This window comes from Saccharothrix deserti (assembly GCF_009769385.1).
GTDB lineage: Bacteria > Actinomycetota > Actinomycetes > Mycobacteriales > Pseudonocardiaceae > Actinosynnema > Actinosynnema deserti.
The window spans coordinates 369,869-388,569 of the sequence record NZ_VKAB01000011.1 but is presented as its reverse complement, the minus strand read 5'-3'; the positions used below and the strand labels follow the sequence as shown (position 1 = coordinate 388,569).

At 70.3% G+C, this 18,701-nt stretch carries 15 protein-coding genes; 7 read left to right on the top strand and 8 right to left on the bottom strand.

The window, feature by feature from the left end:
• Positions 1-6: 6 nt before the first annotated feature.
• Entirely contained in the window at positions 7-1,038 is a 1,032-nt protein-coding gene (locus tag FM051_RS21315) for a polysaccharide deacetylase family protein (RefSeq protein WP_158846048.1), read from the bottom strand.
• A gap of 187 nt (positions 1,039-1,225) precedes the next feature.
• Between FM051_RS21315 and FM051_RS21310 the strand changes: the two genes are divergently transcribed.
• Both FM051_RS21310 and FM051_RS21305 read left to right on the top strand, forming a co-directional pair.
• Positions 1,226-2,782 carry a putative glycoside hydrolase gene (locus FM051_RS21310; RefSeq protein WP_158846047.1) on the top strand — a complete coding sequence of 519 codons (1,557 nt, stop codon included), beginning with the start codon at positions 1,226-1,228 and terminating at the stop codon, positions 2,780-2,782.
• Positions 2,779-3,603, top strand: coding sequence for a DUF3152 domain-containing protein (locus tag FM051_RS21305; RefSeq protein WP_158846046.1), 825 nt, complete (start codon positions 2,779-2,781; stop codon positions 3,601-3,603). Before FM051_RS21310 ends, FM051_RS21305 begins: the two co-directional genes overlap by 4 nt.
• 81 nt (positions 3,604-3,684) lie before the next feature.
• Here FM051_RS21305 and FM051_RS21300 read toward each other — a convergent pair whose 3' ends face one another.
• Genes FM051_RS21300 through FM051_RS21285 form a run of 4 tightly spaced genes read right to left on the bottom strand, consistent with a single transcriptional unit; the run spans position 3,685 to position 8,082 of the window.
• Positions 3,685-5,040, bottom strand: coding sequence for a GH1 family beta-glucosidase (locus FM051_RS21300; protein ID WP_158846045.1), 1,356 nt, complete (start codon positions 5,038-5,040; stop codon positions 3,685-3,687).
• On the bottom strand, positions 5,037-5,915 hold the full coding sequence (locus tag FM051_RS21295; RefSeq protein WP_158846044.1) for a carbohydrate ABC transporter permease: 879 nt from the start codon (positions 5,913-5,915) through the stop codon (positions 5,037-5,039). Before FM051_RS21295 ends, FM051_RS21300 begins: the two co-directional genes overlap by 4 nt.
• Before the next feature lie 14 nt (positions 5,916-5,929).
• Positions 5,930-6,850: a carbohydrate ABC transporter permease gene (locus tag FM051_RS21290; RefSeq protein WP_158846042.1), complete on the bottom strand. Its 921-nt coding sequence runs from the start codon at positions 6,848-6,850 to the stop codon at positions 5,930-5,932.
• Complete coding sequence (locus tag FM051_RS21285) at positions 6,847-8,082, bottom strand: ABC transporter substrate-binding protein (RefSeq protein WP_158846039.1); 1,236 nt, start codon at positions 8,080-8,082, stop codon at positions 6,847-6,849. Before FM051_RS21285 ends, FM051_RS21290 begins: the two co-directional genes overlap by 4 nt.
• 269 nt (positions 8,083-8,351) lie before the next feature.
• Here FM051_RS21285 and FM051_RS21280 point away from each other — a divergent pair, with 269 nt between their 5' ends.
• The gene (locus tag FM051_RS21280) at positions 8,352-9,386 is read left to right on the top strand and encodes a LacI family DNA-binding transcriptional regulator (RefSeq protein WP_158846037.1); all 1,035 of its coding nucleotides are present in this window, start codon (positions 8,352-8,354) and stop codon (positions 9,384-9,386) included.
• 25 nt (positions 9,387-9,411) lie between these two features.
• Here the strand turns inward: FM051_RS21280 and FM051_RS21275 are convergent, their stop codons facing one another.
• Positions 9,412-10,746: a WD40 repeat domain-containing protein gene (locus tag FM051_RS21275; RefSeq protein ID WP_158846035.1), complete on the bottom strand. Its 1,335-nt coding sequence runs from the start codon at positions 10,744-10,746 to the stop codon at positions 9,412-9,414.
• Between the two features lie 95 nt (positions 10,747-10,841).
• On the bottom strand, positions 10,842-14,081 hold the full coding sequence (gene icmF, locus FM051_RS21270; RefSeq protein WP_158846033.1) for a fused isobutyryl-CoA mutase/GTPase IcmF: 3,240 nt from the start codon (positions 14,079-14,081) through the stop codon (positions 10,842-10,844).
• 204 nt (positions 14,082-14,285) lie between these two features.
• Here icmF and FM051_RS21265 point away from each other — a divergent pair, with 204 nt between their 5' ends.
• The 3 genes from FM051_RS21265 to FM051_RS21255 all read left to right on the top strand — a co-directional run bounded on the left by FM051_RS21265 (position 14,286) and on the right by FM051_RS21255 (position 16,885).
• Complete coding sequence (locus FM051_RS21265; RefSeq protein ID WP_158846031.1) at positions 14,286-14,459, top strand: hypothetical protein; 174 nt, start codon at positions 14,286-14,288, stop codon at positions 14,457-14,459.
• Positions 14,460-14,535: 76 nt separating this feature from the next.
• A complete protein-coding gene (locus FM051_RS21260) occupies positions 14,536-15,153 on the top strand; it encodes an alpha-ketoglutarate-dependent dioxygenase AlkB (RefSeq protein ID WP_158846029.1) in 618 nt (205 codons plus the stop codon).
• A gap of 148 nt (positions 15,154-15,301) precedes the next feature.
• On the top strand, positions 15,302-16,885 hold the full coding sequence (locus FM051_RS21255) for a cellulase family glycosylhydrolase (RefSeq protein ID WP_158846027.1): 1,584 nt from the start codon (positions 15,302-15,304) through the stop codon (positions 16,883-16,885).
• Between the two features lie 66 nt (positions 16,886-16,951).
• On the opposite strand, the gene FM051_RS21250 is transcribed toward FM051_RS21255, so the two are convergent.
• Complete coding sequence (locus tag FM051_RS21250; protein ID WP_158846025.1) at positions 16,952-17,779, bottom strand: ATP-grasp domain-containing protein; 828 nt, start codon at positions 17,777-17,779, stop codon at positions 16,952-16,954.
• Positions 17,780-17,920: 141 nt separating this feature from the next.
• On the opposite strand from FM051_RS21250, the gene FM051_RS21245 reads away from it, so the two are divergent.
• Positions 17,921-18,685, top strand: coding sequence for a phosphatase PAP2 family protein (locus FM051_RS21245; protein WP_158846022.1), 765 nt, complete (start codon positions 17,921-17,923; stop codon positions 18,683-18,685).
• Positions 18,686-18,701: the final 16 nt, after the last annotated feature.

Here is an 18,701-nt window from a genome sequence, read left to right as displayed (position 1 = left end):
AGCCGATCAGTAGCCGAAGGCCCGGTCCGCGAAGTGCCGGGCCGGCGCGCCCGCCGACGTCGGGTACGAGATCCGCTCGACCACGCCGTCGGACGTGTAGCGCCGGTCCGGCGCGGCGGCCAGCTGGTCGAGCCACACCGTCGAGCCGTAACGCGCGTCCTCACCGGTCGCGTCCTGCGACCGGATGCGCGGCGTGCTCAGCGGGTCGAACTCCGCCGCGTACGGTGACGGCGCCGGTCCCGCGCCGACCATCAGCACGCACACGTAGTCGTACGACACGCCGTCGAAGGCTCCGCGCTGCGCGAGCGTGGCGTTCCCCGGCACCGCGCCGAACGGCAGCGCGAGGCTCGACACCCGGTAGTCCGGCACGGCCCGCTGGATCTCCCGCTGACCCGACGCGATCGCCTCCTGCACCTGCCCGTCGGTCGCCGTGCCGAGGTTGGTGTGGTCCAACGTGTGGTTGCCGATCTCGAAGCCGTGATCGCGCAGCCACCGCAACGCCGCACCGTCCGTCGACCCGAACGGCGCCGCGTTGACGTACAGGCTCGCCACCGGCCGGAAACCGGGGTGCCGCGCGGCGACGTCGAGCAGGATCGCGATCGCGGTGCCGGGCACGGGCTGCCCGTCGGGACCGAGCGCGAACTGCGTCGCGTCGCCGTCGTCGAAGGTGAGCACCACGGGGTGCGCGCCCGCCGGGATGTCGATGCGGCCGGTCGCGTACTCGGTGGTCGTCACCGGCACGTACCCCTCGCCGGCCAGCCGTTCCAGTTCGGCCCGGAACGCCGCCGGTGTCCGGTCGTAGACCGACGTGGGCTGATCGACCAGCCGGTGGTACATCAGGATCGGGACCTGCCCCAGTTCGTTGGCCCGGACCGCCGCCGGATCGGGTGGCGCGGAGGACGAAGCGGCGGAAGGGGATTGCGGCGCCGGCGGCATGGCCGCGGCCTGTTCGGGCGAGTCCACGACGGGTTCGACGGCACACGCGCAGCACAGGGCGGCGACGAGCGCCACGACGACCGGGACCGGTCTCGGCGACATGGTGTTCACCTGTGGATGGTTGCGCTTGATCGCCCGGGAACAACCGGGGTACACCCCATCGGATGACCTTTGGTTTGGCGGCCGTCAGCAGGGTTAGTCGCTGGTAGCTGATGCCGAGCCAGATCGGAGTCGCCCGATGTCGCATTCGGCCCCACGGGGTTCGACCGCGAAGTTTTCGCCGCGGAAGATGAAGCGCGTGCTGATACCGGTGGTCGGTGTGGTCGTACTGCTGCTGATCGCGGGGGTCGTCACGACGATCGTGCACAGCCGTGCCATCGGTCTCGCCGTCACTGACCTGACCGATGGAACCTTTGTCACACCTTCGGGTGTCGAACGCGTGTCCATCACCACCGCGGACCCGCGTGAGCTCGATCGTGTCACCGTGCACGTGGACGGACAGCCGGTGAAGGCGCGACGCGCCGACGGTCGCATGACGTTGACCGGGGTGAAGCTCGCCGAGGGCAAGCACACTCTTTCCGTGCGCGCGGACAACCCGCTGCCGTGGCTGCCCGACGCGGAGGTGCGACGCGAGTTCACCGTCGACGCCACACCGCCCGCGCTGGACGTGGACGTGGTCGAGGCGAAATCGCCGCGCGGCCCGGTGACCGTGCGGGGCAGCGCGGACGGCGCGGACTCGGTGCTGATCGGCGATCAGCGGGTGCCGGTCCGGGACGGCCGGTTCGAGGCTTCGCTGGCGTCGGTGCCCACGATGGTCAGGGTCCAGGCGAACGACGCCGCGGGCAACGCGCGGCACCACGACCTCCCGGTCAAGATCACCCACCCCGGGATGCGCGGGGTGCACATGAGCGCCGCCGCGTGGGCGACCGCGTCGCTGCGCGATCCCGTGCTGGCGTTGGCGCGCGAGGGCCGGATCGACACCGTGCAACTCGACATCAAGGACGAGAGCGGCGAGATCGGCTACGACTCGCAGGTGCCGTTGGCCAGGCAGATCGGCGCGAACCGCAACTACTACGACGCCCGCGCGGTGCTCGACGAGCTGCACGGGCTCGGGTTGCGGGTGGTCGGCAGGCTGGTGGCGTTCCGCGACCCGGTGCTGGGCAAGGCGTCGTGGGAGTCGGGCGCGCGCGACCGGGTGTCGCAGAACGCGTGGGGCGCGCCCTGGTCGGCGCACTACGGCCAGTACGCGTTCACCAACTTCGCCAACCCCGAGGTCCGCGAGTACAACATCGCGATCGCCAAGGAGGCCGCGGCCCTCGGCTTCGACGACATCCTCTACGACTACGTGCGCCGGCCGGACGGCCCGATCGGGCAGATGGTGTTCCCCGGCCTGACCACGACCCCCGAGCAGTCCATAGTGGACTTCCTCAGGGACAACCGGGCCGCCGTCCGCCCGCTCGGCGCGTACCTGGGCGCGTCGGTGTTCGGCATCGCCGCGCACAGCGGGCACGACGTAGCGCAGGACATCCCGGCCATCTCCGCCCACGTCGACTACGTCGCGCCGATGGTCTACCCGTCGCACTGGGGTTCCGGCGAGTACGGCGTGGACAACCCGAACGCCCGGCCGTACGAGATCGTGAAGGCGTCGGTCGCGGACTTCGTCCGGCTGACCCAGGGCACCGGCGCGACGGTCATCCCGTGGCTCCAGGCGTTCTCGTTGGGCCACGCCTACGGTCCGGGTGAGGTGAAGGCGCAGGTGGTGGCTTCGGCGGACGCGGGAGCCCCGTCGTTCCTGCTGTGGAACGCGGCCTGCACCTACGGCTCGGCCGGCCTGGAGCCCGCATGAGGTCGGTTCCACTGGCGCTCTACCTGGCGGGGGTGTGCCTGGCCGCGACGACGGTGGTGGCGTTGGACTTCGGGATGGCGTCGCCCACCACCGTGACGTGGCCGGCCGCCGGTGCGGTGCCCGCCGCACCGATCCCGACTTCGACCACACCGACTTCGACGCCGACACCGACTTCGAAGGCGGGCGCGCCGCCGCTCGACACCTTCCGGTCCGGCGCGGACCTGCCGCCCGGCCCGGCGTTCCCGCAGCACGGCACGGGCACGTGGCGGGTCGTTCCGGCATCGGCCGGTGCCACGACCGGCATCACCTACACGGTCGAGGTCGAGGACGGGGTGGTGCTGCCGCACGGCGACAACTCGTTCGCCGCCGTGGTCGACCACGCGTTGAGGCACCCGCGCGGGTGGGCCGGCCGGTACGCGTTCCGCCGGGTCGGTGGCGGCGTGGAACCGGAACTGCGGATCAGGTTGACGTCCCAGCAGACCGCGCGGGCGTTGTGCGGCTTCGAACTGCCCTACGACACGTCGTGCCGGGTGGGGCCGATCGTCTACCTGAGCACGGCGCGCTGGTTCCGTGGCGCGCACACGTACGGCGACGACCTGCGGGGTTACCGGATCTACGCGGTCAACCACGAGGTCGGGCACTTCCTCGGCCTCGGCCACGAGGTGTGCCCGCAGGACGGCGCCCCGGCGCCGGTGATGATGCAGCAGACGCTGAGCGTCGACAACGACGGGCTCGCGTCGATCACCACGGGCAGCGACCAGGGTGTCGTGGTCACGCCGGACGGCAAGTCGTGCACGCCGAACCCGTGGCCGTCCTGGTGAGCCGGTCGCCACCGTCGCACGGACACACCTCCGTACGACGGTGGCCCGCGACCTCGCCTGCCATCTGCGGAGCAGGGGCAATCAGATAGAGCCTCGCTGCTCGGCGACCAGGTCGCGGTACCAGTGGAAGCTCGCCCGCGGTGTGCGGACCAACGTGTCGTAGTCCACGTGGACCAGGCCGAACCGGTGCTTGTAGCCGTGCGCCCACTCGAAGTTGTCCAGGAACGACCAGACGAAGTAGCCGCGCAGGTCCACGCCGGCGGTGATCGCGTCACGCGCCGCCGCGAGGTGACTGCGCAGGTAGTCGATGCGCTCCTGGTCTACGAACCCGGGGTTGTCCGGGTACACGCACCCGTTCTCGGTGACGTACACCGGCGGCAGGTCCGGGTACCGCTCCTTCAGCCCCACCAGCGTCTCGGTCAGCCCGGCCGGCTCGACCGGCCAGTTCATCGCGGTGCGCGGCACGTCCGGCAACCGGGTGGTGTCGATGCCGATGTCGATCGACGTGCGGGTGGCCGGGTCCGGGTCGCGGTGCGGTGCGTCGGCGACGTGCTGGCGGTAGTAGTAGTTGATGCCCACGTAGTCCAGCGGCGTGGAGATCAGCTCCAGGTCGCCGTCCTGCCGGAACGACAGGTCGGTGACGCCCGCGAACGTCTCCTCGTAGTCCTCCGGGTAGCGCCCGGCGAACAGCGGGTCGGTGAACTGGCGGCGCAGCAGCAGGTCGTGCCTGCGGGCCGCTGCGACATCAGCTTCCGACGAGGTGACCGGCGTGGACGGCGACTGGTTGAGCACGATCCCGAACTCGTGACCGGACGTGCCGCGCATGGCCTGCACCGCGAGCCCGTGCGCCACCATCAGGTGATGCGCGGCGGCGAGCGAGCCGTGGCCCTCCCGCGCTCCGGGTGCGTGCCTGCCCTCGCCGTAGCCGACGATCGAGGACACGTACGGCTCGTTGAACGTCGTCCACTTCGACACCCGATCGCCCAACGCGTCGTGCACGACCACGGCGTACTCGGCGAACCGCGCAGCGGTGTCACGCGACCGCCAGCCGCCCAGTTCCTCCAACGCCTGCGGCAGGTCCCAGTGGTACAAGGTCAGGAACGGCTCGATACCCCGTTCCAGCAACCCGTCCACCAGCCTGCGGTAGAAGTCGAGGCCGCGCTGTTCGACCCGGCCCGCGCCCGTCGGCAGGACACGCGACCAGGACACCGAGAACCGGTACGCGTCCACGCCGAGCTCGCCGAGCAGCGCCACGTCCTCCGGCATCCGGTGGTAGTGGTCGCACGCCACGGCCCCGGTGTCGCCGCCCGCGATCGCACCCGGCACCGCGCCGAACGCGTCCCAGATCGACGGGCCTCTCCCGTCGGCGTCCACGGCCCCTTCGATCTGGTAGGCCGAAGTGGCGACGCCCCAGCGGAATCCTTGGGGGAAGATCATCCTTTGAGCGCTCCTTGCATTATCCCGCCGACGATCTGGCGGCCGAACAGGAGGAAGACCGCGAGCACCGGCACGGTGCCGATCGTCGCCGCGGTGAGCACGAGGGTGTAGTCGGTGGTGTAGCCGCTGGCCAAGGTGTTCAGCGCGTACTGCACGGTGGGGTTCTCGGGGGTCAGCACGACCAGCGGCCAGAAGAAGTCGTTCCACGCCTGCATGAACGTGAACAGGCCGAGCACGGCGGCGGCCGGGCGGGCGGCGGGCAGGACCACGTGCCAGTACAGGCGCAGGGAGCTGCACCCGTCCATCCGGCCGGCTTCCAGCAGCTCGTCGGGCACGGCGCGTTCGAAGTACTGGCGCATGAAGAACACGCCGAACGCGGTGACCAGGCCGGGCACGATCACCGCGTGGATCTCGCTCGCCCAGCCGAGGTCGCTCATCATCATGTACAGCGGGATGACGCCGAGCTCGGTGGGCACGGCCTGGGTGGCGACGACGAGCAGCATGAGCGCCGACCGGCCGCGGAACCTCAGCTTGGCGAAGGCGAAGCCCGCCAGGGTGGAGAAGAACACCACCGAGACGGTGATGGTCCCCGACACGATCAGCGAGTTCATCATCGCCAGCGCGAAGTCCGTCTGGTCGAACACCCGTGAGATGTTGGCGAACAGGTTGCCACCCGGCACCAGCACGGGTGGCACGCTGGTCACCTTGTCCGGTGTCTGCGAGGACACGACGAGCGACCAGTACACCGGGAACGCGGACCCGGCGAGCACCGCGATCAGCGCCGCGTAGGTCCACGGTCCGGGCAGCCGCAACGCCCGCCGCCGCTTGGGGGGTGGTGAGGCGACCGGAGCCGGCCGTTCGAGCACGCTGGTCATCTTGTCCAGCCCTTTCAGTCGGTCCGGATGCGGCGGGCGGCCAGGTAGCTCAGCCCGGTGATGAGGACCGTCGCGATGACCAGCAGCCAGGCGATGGCCGACGCGTAGCCGAAGTCGAACTTCTTGAAGCCGTGCTCGTAGAGGTAGAGCGCGGCGGTCTGGAACTGCCGGTCCGAGCCGCCGGTCTCGGCGCCCGCGCCCGGGTTGAACAGCAGCGGCTCGGCCAGCAGCCGCATGTTGCCCGCGGTGGCGATCACGGTGGAGAAGATGATCTGCGGGCGCAGCATGGGGACGGTGATCCGCCAGAACTGCTGCCAGCCGTTCGCGCCGTCCAGCCGGGCCGCCTCGTACACGCTGGTCGGGATGGCCTGCATGGACGCCAGGAAGATCAACGCGTGGTAGCCGGTCCAGCGCCACACCACCATCGCGGCGATGGCGGTGTGCGAGCTGGCGGTGCCCGCCTGCCAGTCGATCCGGCCCGCGCCGAACAGCTCCAGCGCCCAGTTGATCAGGCCGAAGTCCCGGCCGAACAGCTGCGCGAAGATGATCGTCACGGCCGCCACCGACGTGATGTTCGGCAGCAGCACGCCCATCCGGAAGAACGTCCGGCCGCGCAGCCGCCGGTTGAGCAGCTGCGCGATGCCGAGCGCGAACAGGATCTGCGGGACGGTGGTGAGCAGCCACAGGCTCAGCGTGTTGCCCATCGCGTTCCAGAAGTACGGGTCCGCGGTGAGCAGTTCGACGTAGTTGTCGAGCCCGACGAACGTGGCCGCGTCGCCGTCGATCAGGTTGCGCTCCTGCATCGACACCCACGCGGTGTAGAGCAGGGGGAACAGGCCGAACACCGCGAACAGCAGGAAGTACGGCGCGATGTAGGCGTACGGCGCGTACCGGATGTCCCACCGGTGGCGGCGTTCGCGCCAGTCCGTCTTCATCTCGTCACGTCGCGGACGAACTGCGTCCACGACTCGTCCGGGCCCTGCTTGCCCTGTTCGACGCGCTGCATGGCGTTGCCCATCTCGGTCTGCACGTCACCGGCTTTCGGCCCCTGGTACTGCGGCTTGAGGGCGCGGGCGGCGTCGGTGAACACCCGGCCGACGGGGGCGTTGTTGAAGAACGCGTCCTGCTTGGTGGCCACGGACTGCTCGCTGTAGAGCGAGGGCGTGGACGGCAGCAGGCCGGCGTTGGCGAAGACCTTGCCCTGCTGCTCGGGCGCGGTGAGCCAGGTGGCCAGTTCGACGGCCTTGTCCACGTTCTTGCCCTGCTTGGGCACGGTCAGGTAGGAGCCGCCCCAGTTGCCGCCGCCGCCGGGCACGGCCGCGAGGTCCCACTTGCCGGCGGTTTCCGGCGCCTGGTCCTTGATCTTGGCCATCATCCAGGCGGGGCAGGCGAGGGTGGCGAACTGGCCCTGCTTGAAGCCGGTGTTCCACTGCGGGGTGCTGTGCAGCAGACCGGCGGACAGACCATCGGCCACGCCCTGCGCGACGAGGTCCCAGCCTTTCCTGATGTCGGCGTTGTCGCCGACGACGATCTTGTCGGACTTGTCGTAGTAGCCGGTGGGCGCCTGGCCGACGATCGCGTTGAGCACGGTCGGGCCGCCGTCGAAGAACTTCGCGCCGGCGGGCGCCTTGGCCGCGAACTGCTTGCCGGTGGCCATGAACTGCTCCCACGTCGGCCACAGCGCGGAGACCTGGTCGCGGTCGCTCGGCAGGCCGGCGGCCTCGAACAGGTCGCGCCGGTAGCAGATGGCCAGGCCGCCGATGTCGGTGCCGTAGCCGATCTGCTTGCCGTCCTTGGACAGCGAGGCTTCCCACTTCCAGTCCAGCCAGCGGTCCTTGATATCGGACTTGAGCTCGGTGAACTGGTTGGGGTTGGCCTTGAACTGGTTGATGTAGCCGACGTCGACGGCCTCGATGTCGGCCGCGCCGTTGTTGGTGGCCAGGTGCGCGGCGAGGTTCTTGTGGTGGTCGGAGTAGGAGGCGGTGCGGTCGGTGATGTCGACGTCCGGGTGCGCCTTCTCGTACTCCTCGAACAGCTGCTGGTAGCCGAAGTTGCCGAACAGACCGATCGTGATCCTGGTCTTGCCGTCGCTCGCACCGCTGCCGCAGCCGGCGAGCAGGCTCGCGGCCAGCAGGCCGACGCCGACCACGGTCCCGGTTCGTCTCATTTCGCGGTTCTCCCTCTCCATCAACGCCGGCTGTTTCGGGCACGCCGGATACACGTGGGGTCGATCCGGGGGTTTCCGGCGAATTCGACCGGGACTGGCACCCGGCCGGTGTGGTTTACATGACAGCCGTGGGCCGCGATACCGTCAAGTAACGAAGCGATAACCTGTCCGTTCCAAGGGTTCGACGTTTCCGCAGGTGGTAGCGTGTCAACCCTGGTCAGGGCACACTCCGTGGGAGCCTGTAAGCGGTTACAAAGAAAGGGCGGGAGATGACCACGATCCGTGAGATCGCCCAGCTGTGCGGCGTGTCCGTGGCGACCGTTTCACGCGTTTTCAACCAGCCGCTGACAGTCAGCAAGGAAAAGCGCGAAGTGGTGGAACGGGTGGCCCGCGAGCTGGACTACCGGCCCAACGAGTCGGCACGCGCGTTGGCCACCAAGCGGTCCGGGCTGATCGGCCTGGTGTGGGACACCGACCACCGCAGGCCGGGCTGGCGGCACCCGTACCTGCAGGAGCTGCTGATCGGGTTGAAGTCGGCGTTGAGCGCGCACGGGTACCACCTGCTGATGCTCGCCACGAGCGGTTCGGCGGCGCTGCGGGCGGTCGGCGCGTCGTTGGCCGACCCGGTGGCGTACGTGAACATGACCCGGCGGCACCACCTGGGCGGGCTGGTGCTCATCGACAGCGGGTCGGACGCCCCGGCGTTCGCCGCGTTCGCCCAGTCGGGGCTGCCGTGCGTGGCGGTGGACGTGGACGTCGACGGGCCGCAGGCGACGTACGTGACGTCGGACAACGTCGGCGGCGCGGCGCTGGCCGTGCGGCACCTCGTCGCGGCGGGCCATCGCCGGATCGCCACGATCACCGGGCCGCGGGCCAACCGCCCGGCCGTGGACCGGCTGGAGGGCTTCCGCACCGCGATGGCGGAGGCGGGGCTGGGCGTGCCGCCGGAGTACGTCGTGGAGGGCGATTTCTACCGGCCGAGCGGCCAGGCGGCGATGCGGGCGCTGATCGCCCTGCCCGAGCCGCCGACGGCGGTGTTCTGCGCGAGCGACGAGATGGCCGTGGGTGCCCTGCTGGCCGCGCGCCACGCCGGGCTGCGGGTGCCGGACGAACTGGCCGTGGTGGGGTTCGACGACATCGAGCTGGCCGCCCTGGTCGACCCGCCGTTGACCACGCTGGCGCAGGACAAGGCGGGCATCGGGGTGGCCGCGGCGCGGGCCGTGCTGACCATGGTGCACGGCGGCGAGAAACCGGAGCCCGCGTTCCTGCCGACCAAGCTGGTGGTCCGCGCCTCCAGCCGCTGATGCCGCTCGTCGCCGTCGCGACCGGTCAGCGGAGCTGCCAGAGCCGCACCCAGCCCTCCTCGTCACCCGTGATCAGCAGGCGACCGTCCGGGCTGAACGCCAGGGCGCCGATGCCGGCGGCGTGGCCCACGAGCGGGGCGCCCAGGGTGTCGGTGGAGGTCAGGTCCCAGAGCTGGATGTCGGCACCGACGTGGCCGGCCACGGTCCGACCGTCCGCGTTGATCACGGCCTGGACCTGCCGAGGGCCGCCGGTGGTCAGCGACGCCGTCTCCGTCCACTCCGGAACGTGCAACATGCGGACGACCCCGTCGAGGCAGCCCAACGCGATCCTGGTGCCGTCAGGGCTGAACGACACGGACGTGACGCGGCTGGGGAAGTCCTTCGTCGGGCCGACCGGTTGGTGGGTGCCCGTGTCGAACACCGCCAGCTCGCCCGTCTCGTCGCCCCCGCCCGCGGCCAGCAGTCCGCTGTCGCGGCTGAACGCCACCGCGAAGACGTCGGCGGCCAGCTCGATCGGCGCCCCGGTGGCGGAGAGGTCGCCGGTCTCCCAGAACCGGACGGCCCCGGTGCTGTCCCCGGTGGCGAGCAGCCTGCCGTCGGGTGAGTAGTCCACGTCCAGGGTGGCCCCCTCGCCCGCGGTGGTGATCCGGCCGCGGTCCCCGCCGGACTGCGCGTCCCAGAACCGCACCACGGCCTGAGCGCCGTCTTTGCCCGCGGTGGCGATGGTGGCGCCGTCGGCGCTGAACTCAGCCGTCACGACGGCGTCGAGACCGGTCGTGATCGTGCTTGTCGGCACCCGGGTCTCGGTGTCCCACACCACCACGCGCCCCTCGACGGTGGCTGCGGCCATCCGCTTCCCGTCCGGGCTGAACGCCACCGACCGCACTCCACTGCTGTCGGCGTGCAGCTTCGCCACCGACCGCACCGCGGCGGGATCGACCGGTCCCGCCGGGACCGTGGCGGGATCGACCGGTCCCATAGGGACCGTGGCCGGCGCCGCGCCTTCTCCTCCCCCGCCCCACGGCCACAGCGCCACCGCGAGCACGACGACGACGGCGGTCCCGAGCACCGCCACCAGCCGCGGCCGTGGTCGCCGCCACGTGAGCACGGCGGACCACTTCACCCACCGTCTCCCGGGTGGCGGCTGATCCGGCGGAGGGTCGTCCGGCGGAGGGTCCTGCGCCCGCAGCCGCACCACCTCCAGCGCGACCGCGCCGGCCACCAGCAACCCGACCGCCGACCAGAGCACCGGCTTCCACCAACCGGCCTTCACGTCCACCGTGTTGGCCGCCAGGCTGCCCACCACCCCGAGCGCCGCCGCGATCACCACCGCGCCCACCGGCACCGCGTTCCGGTTCACAGCCCACCTCGAATCCGCCCACCGGGCGATGCGAAGTCTGACCGAACGCACCGACAGCGCACCAGGCGAAACGCCGTAGACCTACCGGACGGCCGTCACACGTTGCGCCGGTACTGGCCGCCCACCTCGAAGAACGCGTCGGTGATCTGTCCCAGGGTGCACACCCGGGCCGCGTCCATGAGCACCGCGAACACGTTCTCCCCCGACGCCGCGGCCTCCTTCAGCCGCCGCAACGCGGGCTCCGCCTCGGCCGCGTGGGCGGCGGCGAAGGCACGCGTCCGCTCGACCTGCGAACGCTTCTCGTCCTCCGTCGCCCGCGCCAGCTCGATGGTCACCGGCTCACGCGACCCGTCCTCCGGCAGGAACGTGTTCACACCGATCAACGGCAGCGAGCCGTCGTGCTTGCGCTGCTCGTACAGCATCGACTCGTCCTGGATCCGGCCGCGCTGGTAGCCGGTCTCCATCGCGCCCAGCACGCCGCCGCGCTCGGAGAGCCGGTCGAACTCGGCCAGCACCGCCTCCTCGACCAGGTCGGTCAGCTCCTCGATGACGAACGAGCCCTGCAACGGGTTCTCGTTCGCCGACAGGCCCCACTCCTTGTTGATGATCAACTGGATGGCCATCGCCCGCCGTACCGAGGACTCCGTCGGCGTGGTGATCGCCTCGTCGTACGCGTTGGTGTGAAGGGAGTTCGTGTTGTCGTAGAGCGCGCACAACGCCTGCAACGTGGTGCGGATGTCGTTGAAGTCCATCTCCTGCGCGTGCAGCGACCGCCCGGACGTCTGCACGTGGTACTTGAACTTCTGCGACCGGTCGTTGGCGCCGTAGCGGTCCCGCATGGCCACCGCCCAGATCCGCCGCGCCACCCGGCCGATCACGCTGTACTCGGCGTCCATGCCGTTGGAGAAGAAGAACGACAGGTTCGGCGCGAAATCGTCGATCTTCATACCGCGCGCCAGGTACGACTCGACGTAGGTGAACCCGTTGGCCAGCGTGAAGGCGAGCTGGCTGATGGGGTTCGCCCCGGCCTCGGCGATGTGGTAACCGGAGATGGACACCGAGTAGAAGTTGCGCACCTTCTGCTGGATGAACCACTCCTGGATGTCGGCCATCATCCGCAGCGAGAACTCGGTGGAGAAGATGCAGGTGTTCTGCCCCTGGTCCTCCTTGAGGATGTCCGCCTGCACGGTGCCGCGCACGGTCGCCAGCGCCCACGCCTTCAGCTCCGCCGCCTCGGCCTCGGACGGCTCGCGACCGTGCTCGGCGCGGAACTTGTCGACCTGCTGGTCGACCACCGTGTTGAGGAAGAACGCCAGGATGGTCGGCGCGGGACCGTTGATGGTCATCGACACCGACGTGGTGGGCGAGGTCAGGTCGAAACCGTCGTAGAGCGCCTTCATGTCGTCCAGCGTCGCGATGGACACACCGGACGTGCCGACCTTGCCGTAGACGTCCGGCGGGGTGTCGGGGTCACGGCCGTAGAGCGTCACCGAGTCGAACGCGGTCGACAGCCGGGTCGCCTCCGACCCCCTCGACAGGTACTTGAACCGGCGGTTGGTGCGGAACGCGTCGCCCTCACCGGCGAACATCCGCGCCGGGTCCTCACCGTCCCGCTTGAACGGGAAGACCCCCGCCGTGTAGGGGAAGTGGCCGGGCAGGTTCTCCTTGCGCAGGAACCGCAGCAACGTGCCCTCGTCGTCGTAGCGCGGCAGCGACACCCGGCGGACCTTGTTGCCGGACAACGTCTCGCGGGTCAGCTTGGTGTGGATCTCCTTGTCCCGCACCCGGACCACCATCTCGTCACCGCTGTAGCCCTCCACCACCTTCGGCCACCGGGCCAGCAACTCGGCCGCCACCGCGTCGACCTGCTTCTCCGCCGAGTCCAGCAGCGACGAGATCGCCGACGTGTCGTGCCCGACCGCCTCCAGCTCCGCGCGCGCCGCCCGCAGGTGCGCGACCCGGCGCACCGCGTCCACGTGCGTCTCGGTGGCGCGGTGGTAGCCGCGCACGGTCTCGGCGATCTCGGCCAGGTACCGGACCCGCGTCGCGGGCACCACGGTCGCCGCCGAGGTGGAGACCTTGCCCGGCACGACGGGCAGCACGCCGTCGGTCACGTCCAGCCCGCGCTGCGCCAACTCGCCACGCAGGTGCTGGTAGAGGGCGGTCACGCCGTCGTCGTTGAACGTCGCCGCCGACGTGCCGAAGACCGGCATGTCCTCCCACGACGCGCCGAACGCCTCCCGGTTGCGCACCAGCTGACGGGCCACGTCACGGCGGGCGTCCTCCGCGCCCCGGCGCTCGAACTTGTTGATCGCCACCGCGTCCGCGTAGTCCAGCATGTCGATCTTCTCCAGCTGCGACGCGGCGCCGAACTCCGGCGTCATCACGTACAGCGAGAGGTCCACGAACGGCACGATCGCCGCGTCGCCCTGGCCGATGCCGGGCGTCTCCACGATGACCAGGTCGAACCCGGCCGCCCGGCACGCCAGGATCGCGTCGCCCAGGCCGTCCGGCACCTCCGAACCCGCCCGGCGGGTGGCCATCGAGCGGAAGAAGACGCGGTCGCCGTCCAGGCAGTTCATCCGGATCCGGTCGCCGAGCAGCGCGCCACCGCCACGACGGCGGGTCGGGTCGACGGCCAGCACCGCGACCCGCAGCTTGTCCTGTTGGTCCAGCCGGAACCGGCGGACCAGCTCGTCGGTCAGCGAGGACTTGCCCGAACCACCCGTTCCGGTGATACCGAGCACGGGGACGGACCGCTCGGCCGCCGCCCGCACCATCCGATCGCGCACGTCCGCGGGCAGCGCGCCGGCCTCGATGAGCGTGATGGCGCGGGCCAGCACGTCCTCGCTGCCGGTGAACAGGCCGTCCCACGACGACGGCGGGCGTTCGGCCAGCGAGTGGTCGCACGCCTCCACCATCGTGTTGATCATGCGGGCGAGGCCCAGCTCCTGGCCGTCGGCCGGGGAGAAGATGCGCGCCACGCCACGCGCGTGCAGCAGCTCGATCTCCTCCGGCACGATGACGCCGCCACCGCCGCCGAAGACCTTGATGTGCTCCGCGCCGCGCTCGGCCAGCAGCTCGACCAGGTAGCTGAAGTACTCGACGTGCCCGCCCTGGTAGGCGCTGATCGCGATGCCCTGCACGTCCTCCTGCACGGCCGCGGCGACGACCTCGCGCACCGACCGGTTGTGGCCGAGGTGCACGACCTCCGCGCCTTGCGACTGGAGGATGCGGCGCATGATGTTGATCGCGGCGTCGTGCCCGTCGAACAGGCTGGCCGCGGTCACGAAGCGGACCGGGTGCAGCGGGGCGTGCAGCGGGGTGGCGGTCACGACTGGCTCCTTCGGCAGCGCGGAACTGCCCTCCAGATTACTAGGACATCCGTCTATCGGAGGTACTAGCGAGTTGTGCGCCAGGTCACCTACGTGCCCGCGGCCGGGCACCACTCGATCGGCGTCGATCTTTTTCGGAACCCTGGCCGTACCTCTCCCTGAACGCGCGTGTAACTTCCGTCCAAACGGGGTAGAGGATCTTCCATGAGCAGCACACCTATCTACGACGAGCTGGCCGCCATCCTGCTCGCCGACCACCCTGGCGCGGCGGACGTGGCCGCCCCCGGGAAGCAGCCCGCGCAGGCCGAACCGACTGACGAGGCCTCCAAGCAGGTCCGCAGCGGCGGCAGAAGGCGCAAGCCCGAACCGGATGCATGACTTTTAAGTCAACACTGAAGCTATAGAGCCCGCTATGGGTCGAACGGGTGTTCGACCCACGGGATATGCTGTCGTCATGCAGGTGTCGCTGTTCGACGACGGCGCGGAGGCGCCCGCACTGCGCCCGCTGAGCGGTGTCCGGCGGACGGTCCTCGGCGACGGCGCGTGGGTCGACGTGCTCCCCGGCTGGCTGACCGGTGCGGACGCGGTGTTCCAGCGCCTGACCGCCGAGGTGCCCTGGCGTGCCGAGCGCAGGCAGATGTACGAGCGCGTGGTCGACGTCCCGCGCCTGCTCTGCTTCTACGACGAGGACGCTCCCCTGCCGGACCCCGTGCTGACGCGGGCGCGTTCGGAACTCAGTGCCTGGTACGCCGAGGAGTTGGGCGAGCCGTTCCGCACCGCCGGGCTCTGCTACTACCGCGACGGTCGGGACTCCGTGGCCTGGCACGGTGACACGATCGGGCGAGGTTCCACCGAGGACACGATGGTGGCGATCGTGTCCGTCGGCACGCCGCGCGCGCTGGCGTTGCGCCCGCGCGGAGGCGGCGCGACGGTCCGCTACGCGCTGGGCCACGGCGACCTGATCGTGATGGGCGGCTCGTGCCAGCGGACGTGGGAGCACGCGGTGCCGAAGGCCGCCAAGTCGGTCGGGCCGCGCATCAGCATCCAGTTCCGACCGCGGGACGTGCGCTGACCCGTTCGGCGCAGCGATCCACGAGGTCCTGGCGTCCTCGCTGGTAGCGGGCCGCATTCCCGCTCTTGAAGACCACGACCGCCGTCACTACCCTCCGGCCTGGGAGCGCTCCCAGAACGCGTTGCGAACATCCTCAAAGGAGAGCGGTATGCGGCAACGGAGATCGATCTTCGGCGCCCTGCTCGCGGCCGCGGTGGCCGTCGGCGGAGTCGTCGCGATCGCCACGGCGGGACAGGTCACGGCGGCCCCGGCGGGCGGTTACCTGCACACCGCGGGCAACAGGATCGTGGACAGCACCGGCGCGACGGTCCGGCTGACCGGCATCAACTGGTTCGGCATGGAGACCGACAACAAGACCTTCCACGGGCTGTGGTCCAACCGCACGTGGAAGCAGCAGCTCGACCAGATGACCTCGCTCGGCTACAACACCCTGCGCGTGCCCTTCTCCAACGATGCGCTCAAGCCGGGCGCGACGGCGTCCGGCGTCAACGACTTCGTCAACCCAGACCTGGTCGGGCTGTCGCCGTTGCAGATCCTGGACAAGGTCGTCGACTACGCGGGCCAGAAGGGGATGCGCATCATCCTCGACCGGCACCGCCCGACCAGCGCCGGGCAGTCCGCGCTCTGGTACACCTCGACCGTCCCGGAGAGCACCTGGATCGACGACTGGAAGATGCTCGCCCGGCGGTACGCGGGCAACACCACGGTGATCGGCGCCGACCTGCACAACGAGCCGCACGCCGAGGGCACCAACCCCAACGCCACCGGCGCGTGCTGGGGCTGCGGCGTGGTGGAGCGCGACTGGCGGCTGGCCGCCGAGCGGGCGGGCAACGCGATCCTGTCCGTGCAGCCGAACTGGCTGATCTTCGTCGAGGGCGTGAGCTGCCCGAGCGGCGGCCTGTCCAACGTTTGGGACAACGACCCGTCCAACGACGAGGACTGCGGCTGGTGGGGCGGCAACCTGTCCAAGGCGGGCGAGTTCCCGGTGCGGCTGAACGTGGCGAACCGGCTGGTCTACTCGCCGCACGAGTACGCGACGTCGGTGTTCGAGCAGAAGTGGTTCAACGCGCCGGACTACCCGGCGAACCTGCCCGCGATCTGGGACAAGTACTGGGGCTACCTGTACAAGAGCGGCACCGCGCCGTTGATGATGGGCGAGTTCGGCTCCACGTTGGCCAACCCGAAGGACAAGATCTGGCTGGAGAACCTGATGGCCTACACCGGCACCGGGGTCGACGGCATGTCGTTCACCTACTGGTCGTGGAACCCCAACTCCGGTGACACGGGCGGCATCGTGGGCGACGACTGGACCACGGTGAACCAGGCCAAGCAGTCGATCCTCCAGCCGTATCTGATCCCGCCGACGGGTGGTGGGACGACTCCCACGACTACGACCACCACGTCCGGTGGCAACGGGTCGGGTGCGTGCAAGGCCGTGTGGCGGCAGGACAACGCCTGGCAGGGCGGTTTCCAGGGCTCGCTGACGGTGACCAACAGCGCCACCGGCGCGGTCAACCCGTGGAAGGTCGTGTTCACGCTGCCCGCGGGCGTGACCGTCGCCAGCGGGTGGAACGGCACGTTCAGCCAGAGCGGGACGACGGTGACGGTGACCGCGCCGTCGTACTCGCCCTCCTTGGGTGCTGGTGCGTCGGTGGCGCTCGGGTTCACCGCGAACGGCACGGCGAGCACGCCTTCCGGCGTGACGCTGGGCGGGGCCGCCTGCACGGCGTGACCTGGTAGGGGCCGCCTGCACGGCGTGACCTGGTAGGGGCCGTGGCCTTCGCCGCCACGGCCCCCTCTAACGCAGGATCGCGATCATCGTGTCGGCGGCGGTGGTGCTCGGCCGGTCGCTCACCTGGCCGTCGCCGAGTTCCACCACCCGCCATGCGCCGTCCTCGCGCCGGGCCAGGTCGACGGTGACGAACCGCAGGTGACGCACCAGCGGTCCGATCGCGGCCAGGTCCGGCGCGTCGGGCACCTCGTTGGGGGTGTCCGGGTGGGGGCCGATGAGCGCGCAGGAGCCGTCCACCCACCAGGTGCGGACCTCGGTCGAGGTGAACGGTTCGAAGCGGCGGAGCACGAAACCGCCGGTCGCGTCGTCGTCGCGCAGTTCGGTGAAGCGCCGGGCGACGGTCCAGGCGGCTTCGGCGTCGGCGAGGTCGGGGATGTAGGCGGCCTCGTGCCAGTGGTGCTTCATCGACTTCGTGTAGTCGCGGAGGACGGCCGGGCCTTCGTGGAGGCGTTGTCCGGCCTGCTCGAACCCGGCCCGGTCGAAGCCGTCGGTCCAGGCGGACTCGGGTGTGAGGTCCTTGAAGTCGTCGTACCAGCCGGGGAGCTCGTGTGCGCTCCGGTACTGGTCGGGGGTGGTGCGGAGCACGGCGCCGCGTTGTCCTAGGGCGTCGGCGAAGGCGGCGTAGTGCTCCGACCGCAGCATCCAGCCCCGGTAGACGACGTCCTCGGCGGCGGGCACCTTCGCGACCGCGCGGTCCGCTTCTCCGCGGGCGAGGGCGTCGTGGTCGACCACGGCGACCCGGTGTCCCGCGTCGCGGGCGGCGGCGGCCTCCGGTGCGAAGTGCACGTCCGGTCGGGTGGGGCGGAGCGGGTCCGCCGGCACCAACAGCATCATGGCCGTCATGGTGATCGGCTTGGCGGTGCCATGGCCAGCGGATTTACCCGATCGGCAAGGTCGCACCCTTGTCTTTCGACAAGGGTGACTCGTAGCTATCGGCAGCAGATCACCCAGCGCGATCTCCGTACGGTCGGTGCCATGAACGAAATCGTTGTGGCACAAGAACTGTCGGAGCTGTCGGACGTCGTCTCGGTGCCGGACGTCCCCGATGTGAGCGCGTGGTGGTACCTGGACGTGGTCGACCTGGCGGCGGCGAGCCCGGAGTTCGTGCGGTCGTTCGCCGCGTTCGCGACCGAGGCGGTGCTGGGCGTGTTCGCCGTGCTGTTCGCCGTGGTGTGGTGGCGGGCGCGCCACGGTCCGCCCGAGCCCCGACACCGGGCCTTCTTAGCGCCTGTCATGACAGTACTGGCGTATTCGGTCAGCGAGACGGTGAAGGTCGCGTGGCGGGAGGACCGACCGTGCCGCGTGTTAGGCGAGGTGGCGACCGTCGTGTCGTGTCCGGAGGTCGGCGACTGGTCGTTCCCCAGCAACCACTCGACCGTAGCCGGCGCCGCGGCCGTCGCGGTCCTGTGGTCGAGCCGGGCCCTGGGCGCTCTCGCCTTGACCGTTGCGCTCATGGCTGCGGCATCAAGGGTCTTCGTGGGCGTCCACTACCCGCACGACGTCGTCGCGGGCCTCCTGCTGGGCGCCGCGGTGGCCGCTCTCCTCCCGCTGCTGACGCGCCTCACCACTTCCCTGACCCGCCGGCGTGGACAACCGTTGCAGCCCGTTACGGTCGAAGCGGGCGGGGTCGAAGCAGGCGGGGTCGAAGCAGGCGGGGTCGAAGCAGGCGGGGTCGAAGCAGGCGGGGTCGACCGTCCTGTTCGGACACGCGCCACGGCGGCCGACCCACCGACCCGCTAGTGGAAGGAACCGGACG

Coding starts and splice junctions, on each gene's coding strand:
- FM051_RS21305 (WP_158846046.1), top strand. CDS start 2,779: ATGAGGTCGGTTCCACTGGCGCTCTACCTGGCGGGGGTGTGCCTGGCC.
- FM051_RS21315 (WP_158846048.1), bottom strand. CDS start 1,038: ATGTCGCCGAGACCGGTCCCGGTCGTCGTGGCGCTCGTCGCCGCCCTG.
- FM051_RS21300 (WP_158846045.1), bottom strand. CDS start 5,040: ATGATCTTCCCCCAAGGATTCCGCTGGGGCGTCGCCACTTCGGCCTAC.
- FM051_RS21310 (WP_158846047.1), top strand. CDS start 1,226: ATGAAGCGCGTGCTGATACCGGTGGTCGGTGTGGTCGTACTGCTGCTG.
- FM051_RS21290 (WP_158846042.1), bottom strand. CDS start 6,850: ATGAAGACGGACTGGCGCGAACGCCGCCACCGGTGGGACATCCGGTAC.
- FM051_RS21255 (WP_158846027.1), top strand. CDS start 15,302: ATGCGGCAACGGAGATCGATCTTCGGCGCCCTGCTCGCGGCCGCGGTG.
- FM051_RS21285 (WP_158846039.1), bottom strand. CDS start 8,082: ATGAGACGAACCGGGACCGTGGTCGGCGTCGGCCTGCTGGCCGCGAGC.
- FM051_RS21295 (WP_158846044.1), bottom strand. CDS start 5,915: ATGACCAGCGTGCTCGAACGGCCGGCTCCGGTCGCCTCACCACCCCCC.
- FM051_RS21260 (WP_158846029.1), top strand. CDS start 14,536: ATGCAGGTGTCGCTGTTCGACGACGGCGCGGAGGCGCCCGCACTGCGC.
- FM051_RS21250 (WP_158846025.1), bottom strand. CDS start 17,779: ATGATGCTGTTGGTGCCGGCGGACCCGCTCCGCCCCACCCGACCGGAC.
- FM051_RS21280 (WP_158846037.1), top strand. CDS start 8,352: ATGACCACGATCCGTGAGATCGCCCAGCTGTGCGGCGTGTCCGTGGCG.
- FM051_RS21245 (WP_158846022.1), top strand. CDS start 17,921: ATGAACGAAATCGTTGTGGCACAAGAACTGTCGGAGCTGTCGGACGTC.
- FM051_RS21265 (WP_158846031.1), top strand. CDS start 14,286: ATGAGCAGCACACCTATCTACGACGAGCTGGCCGCCATCCTGCTCGCC.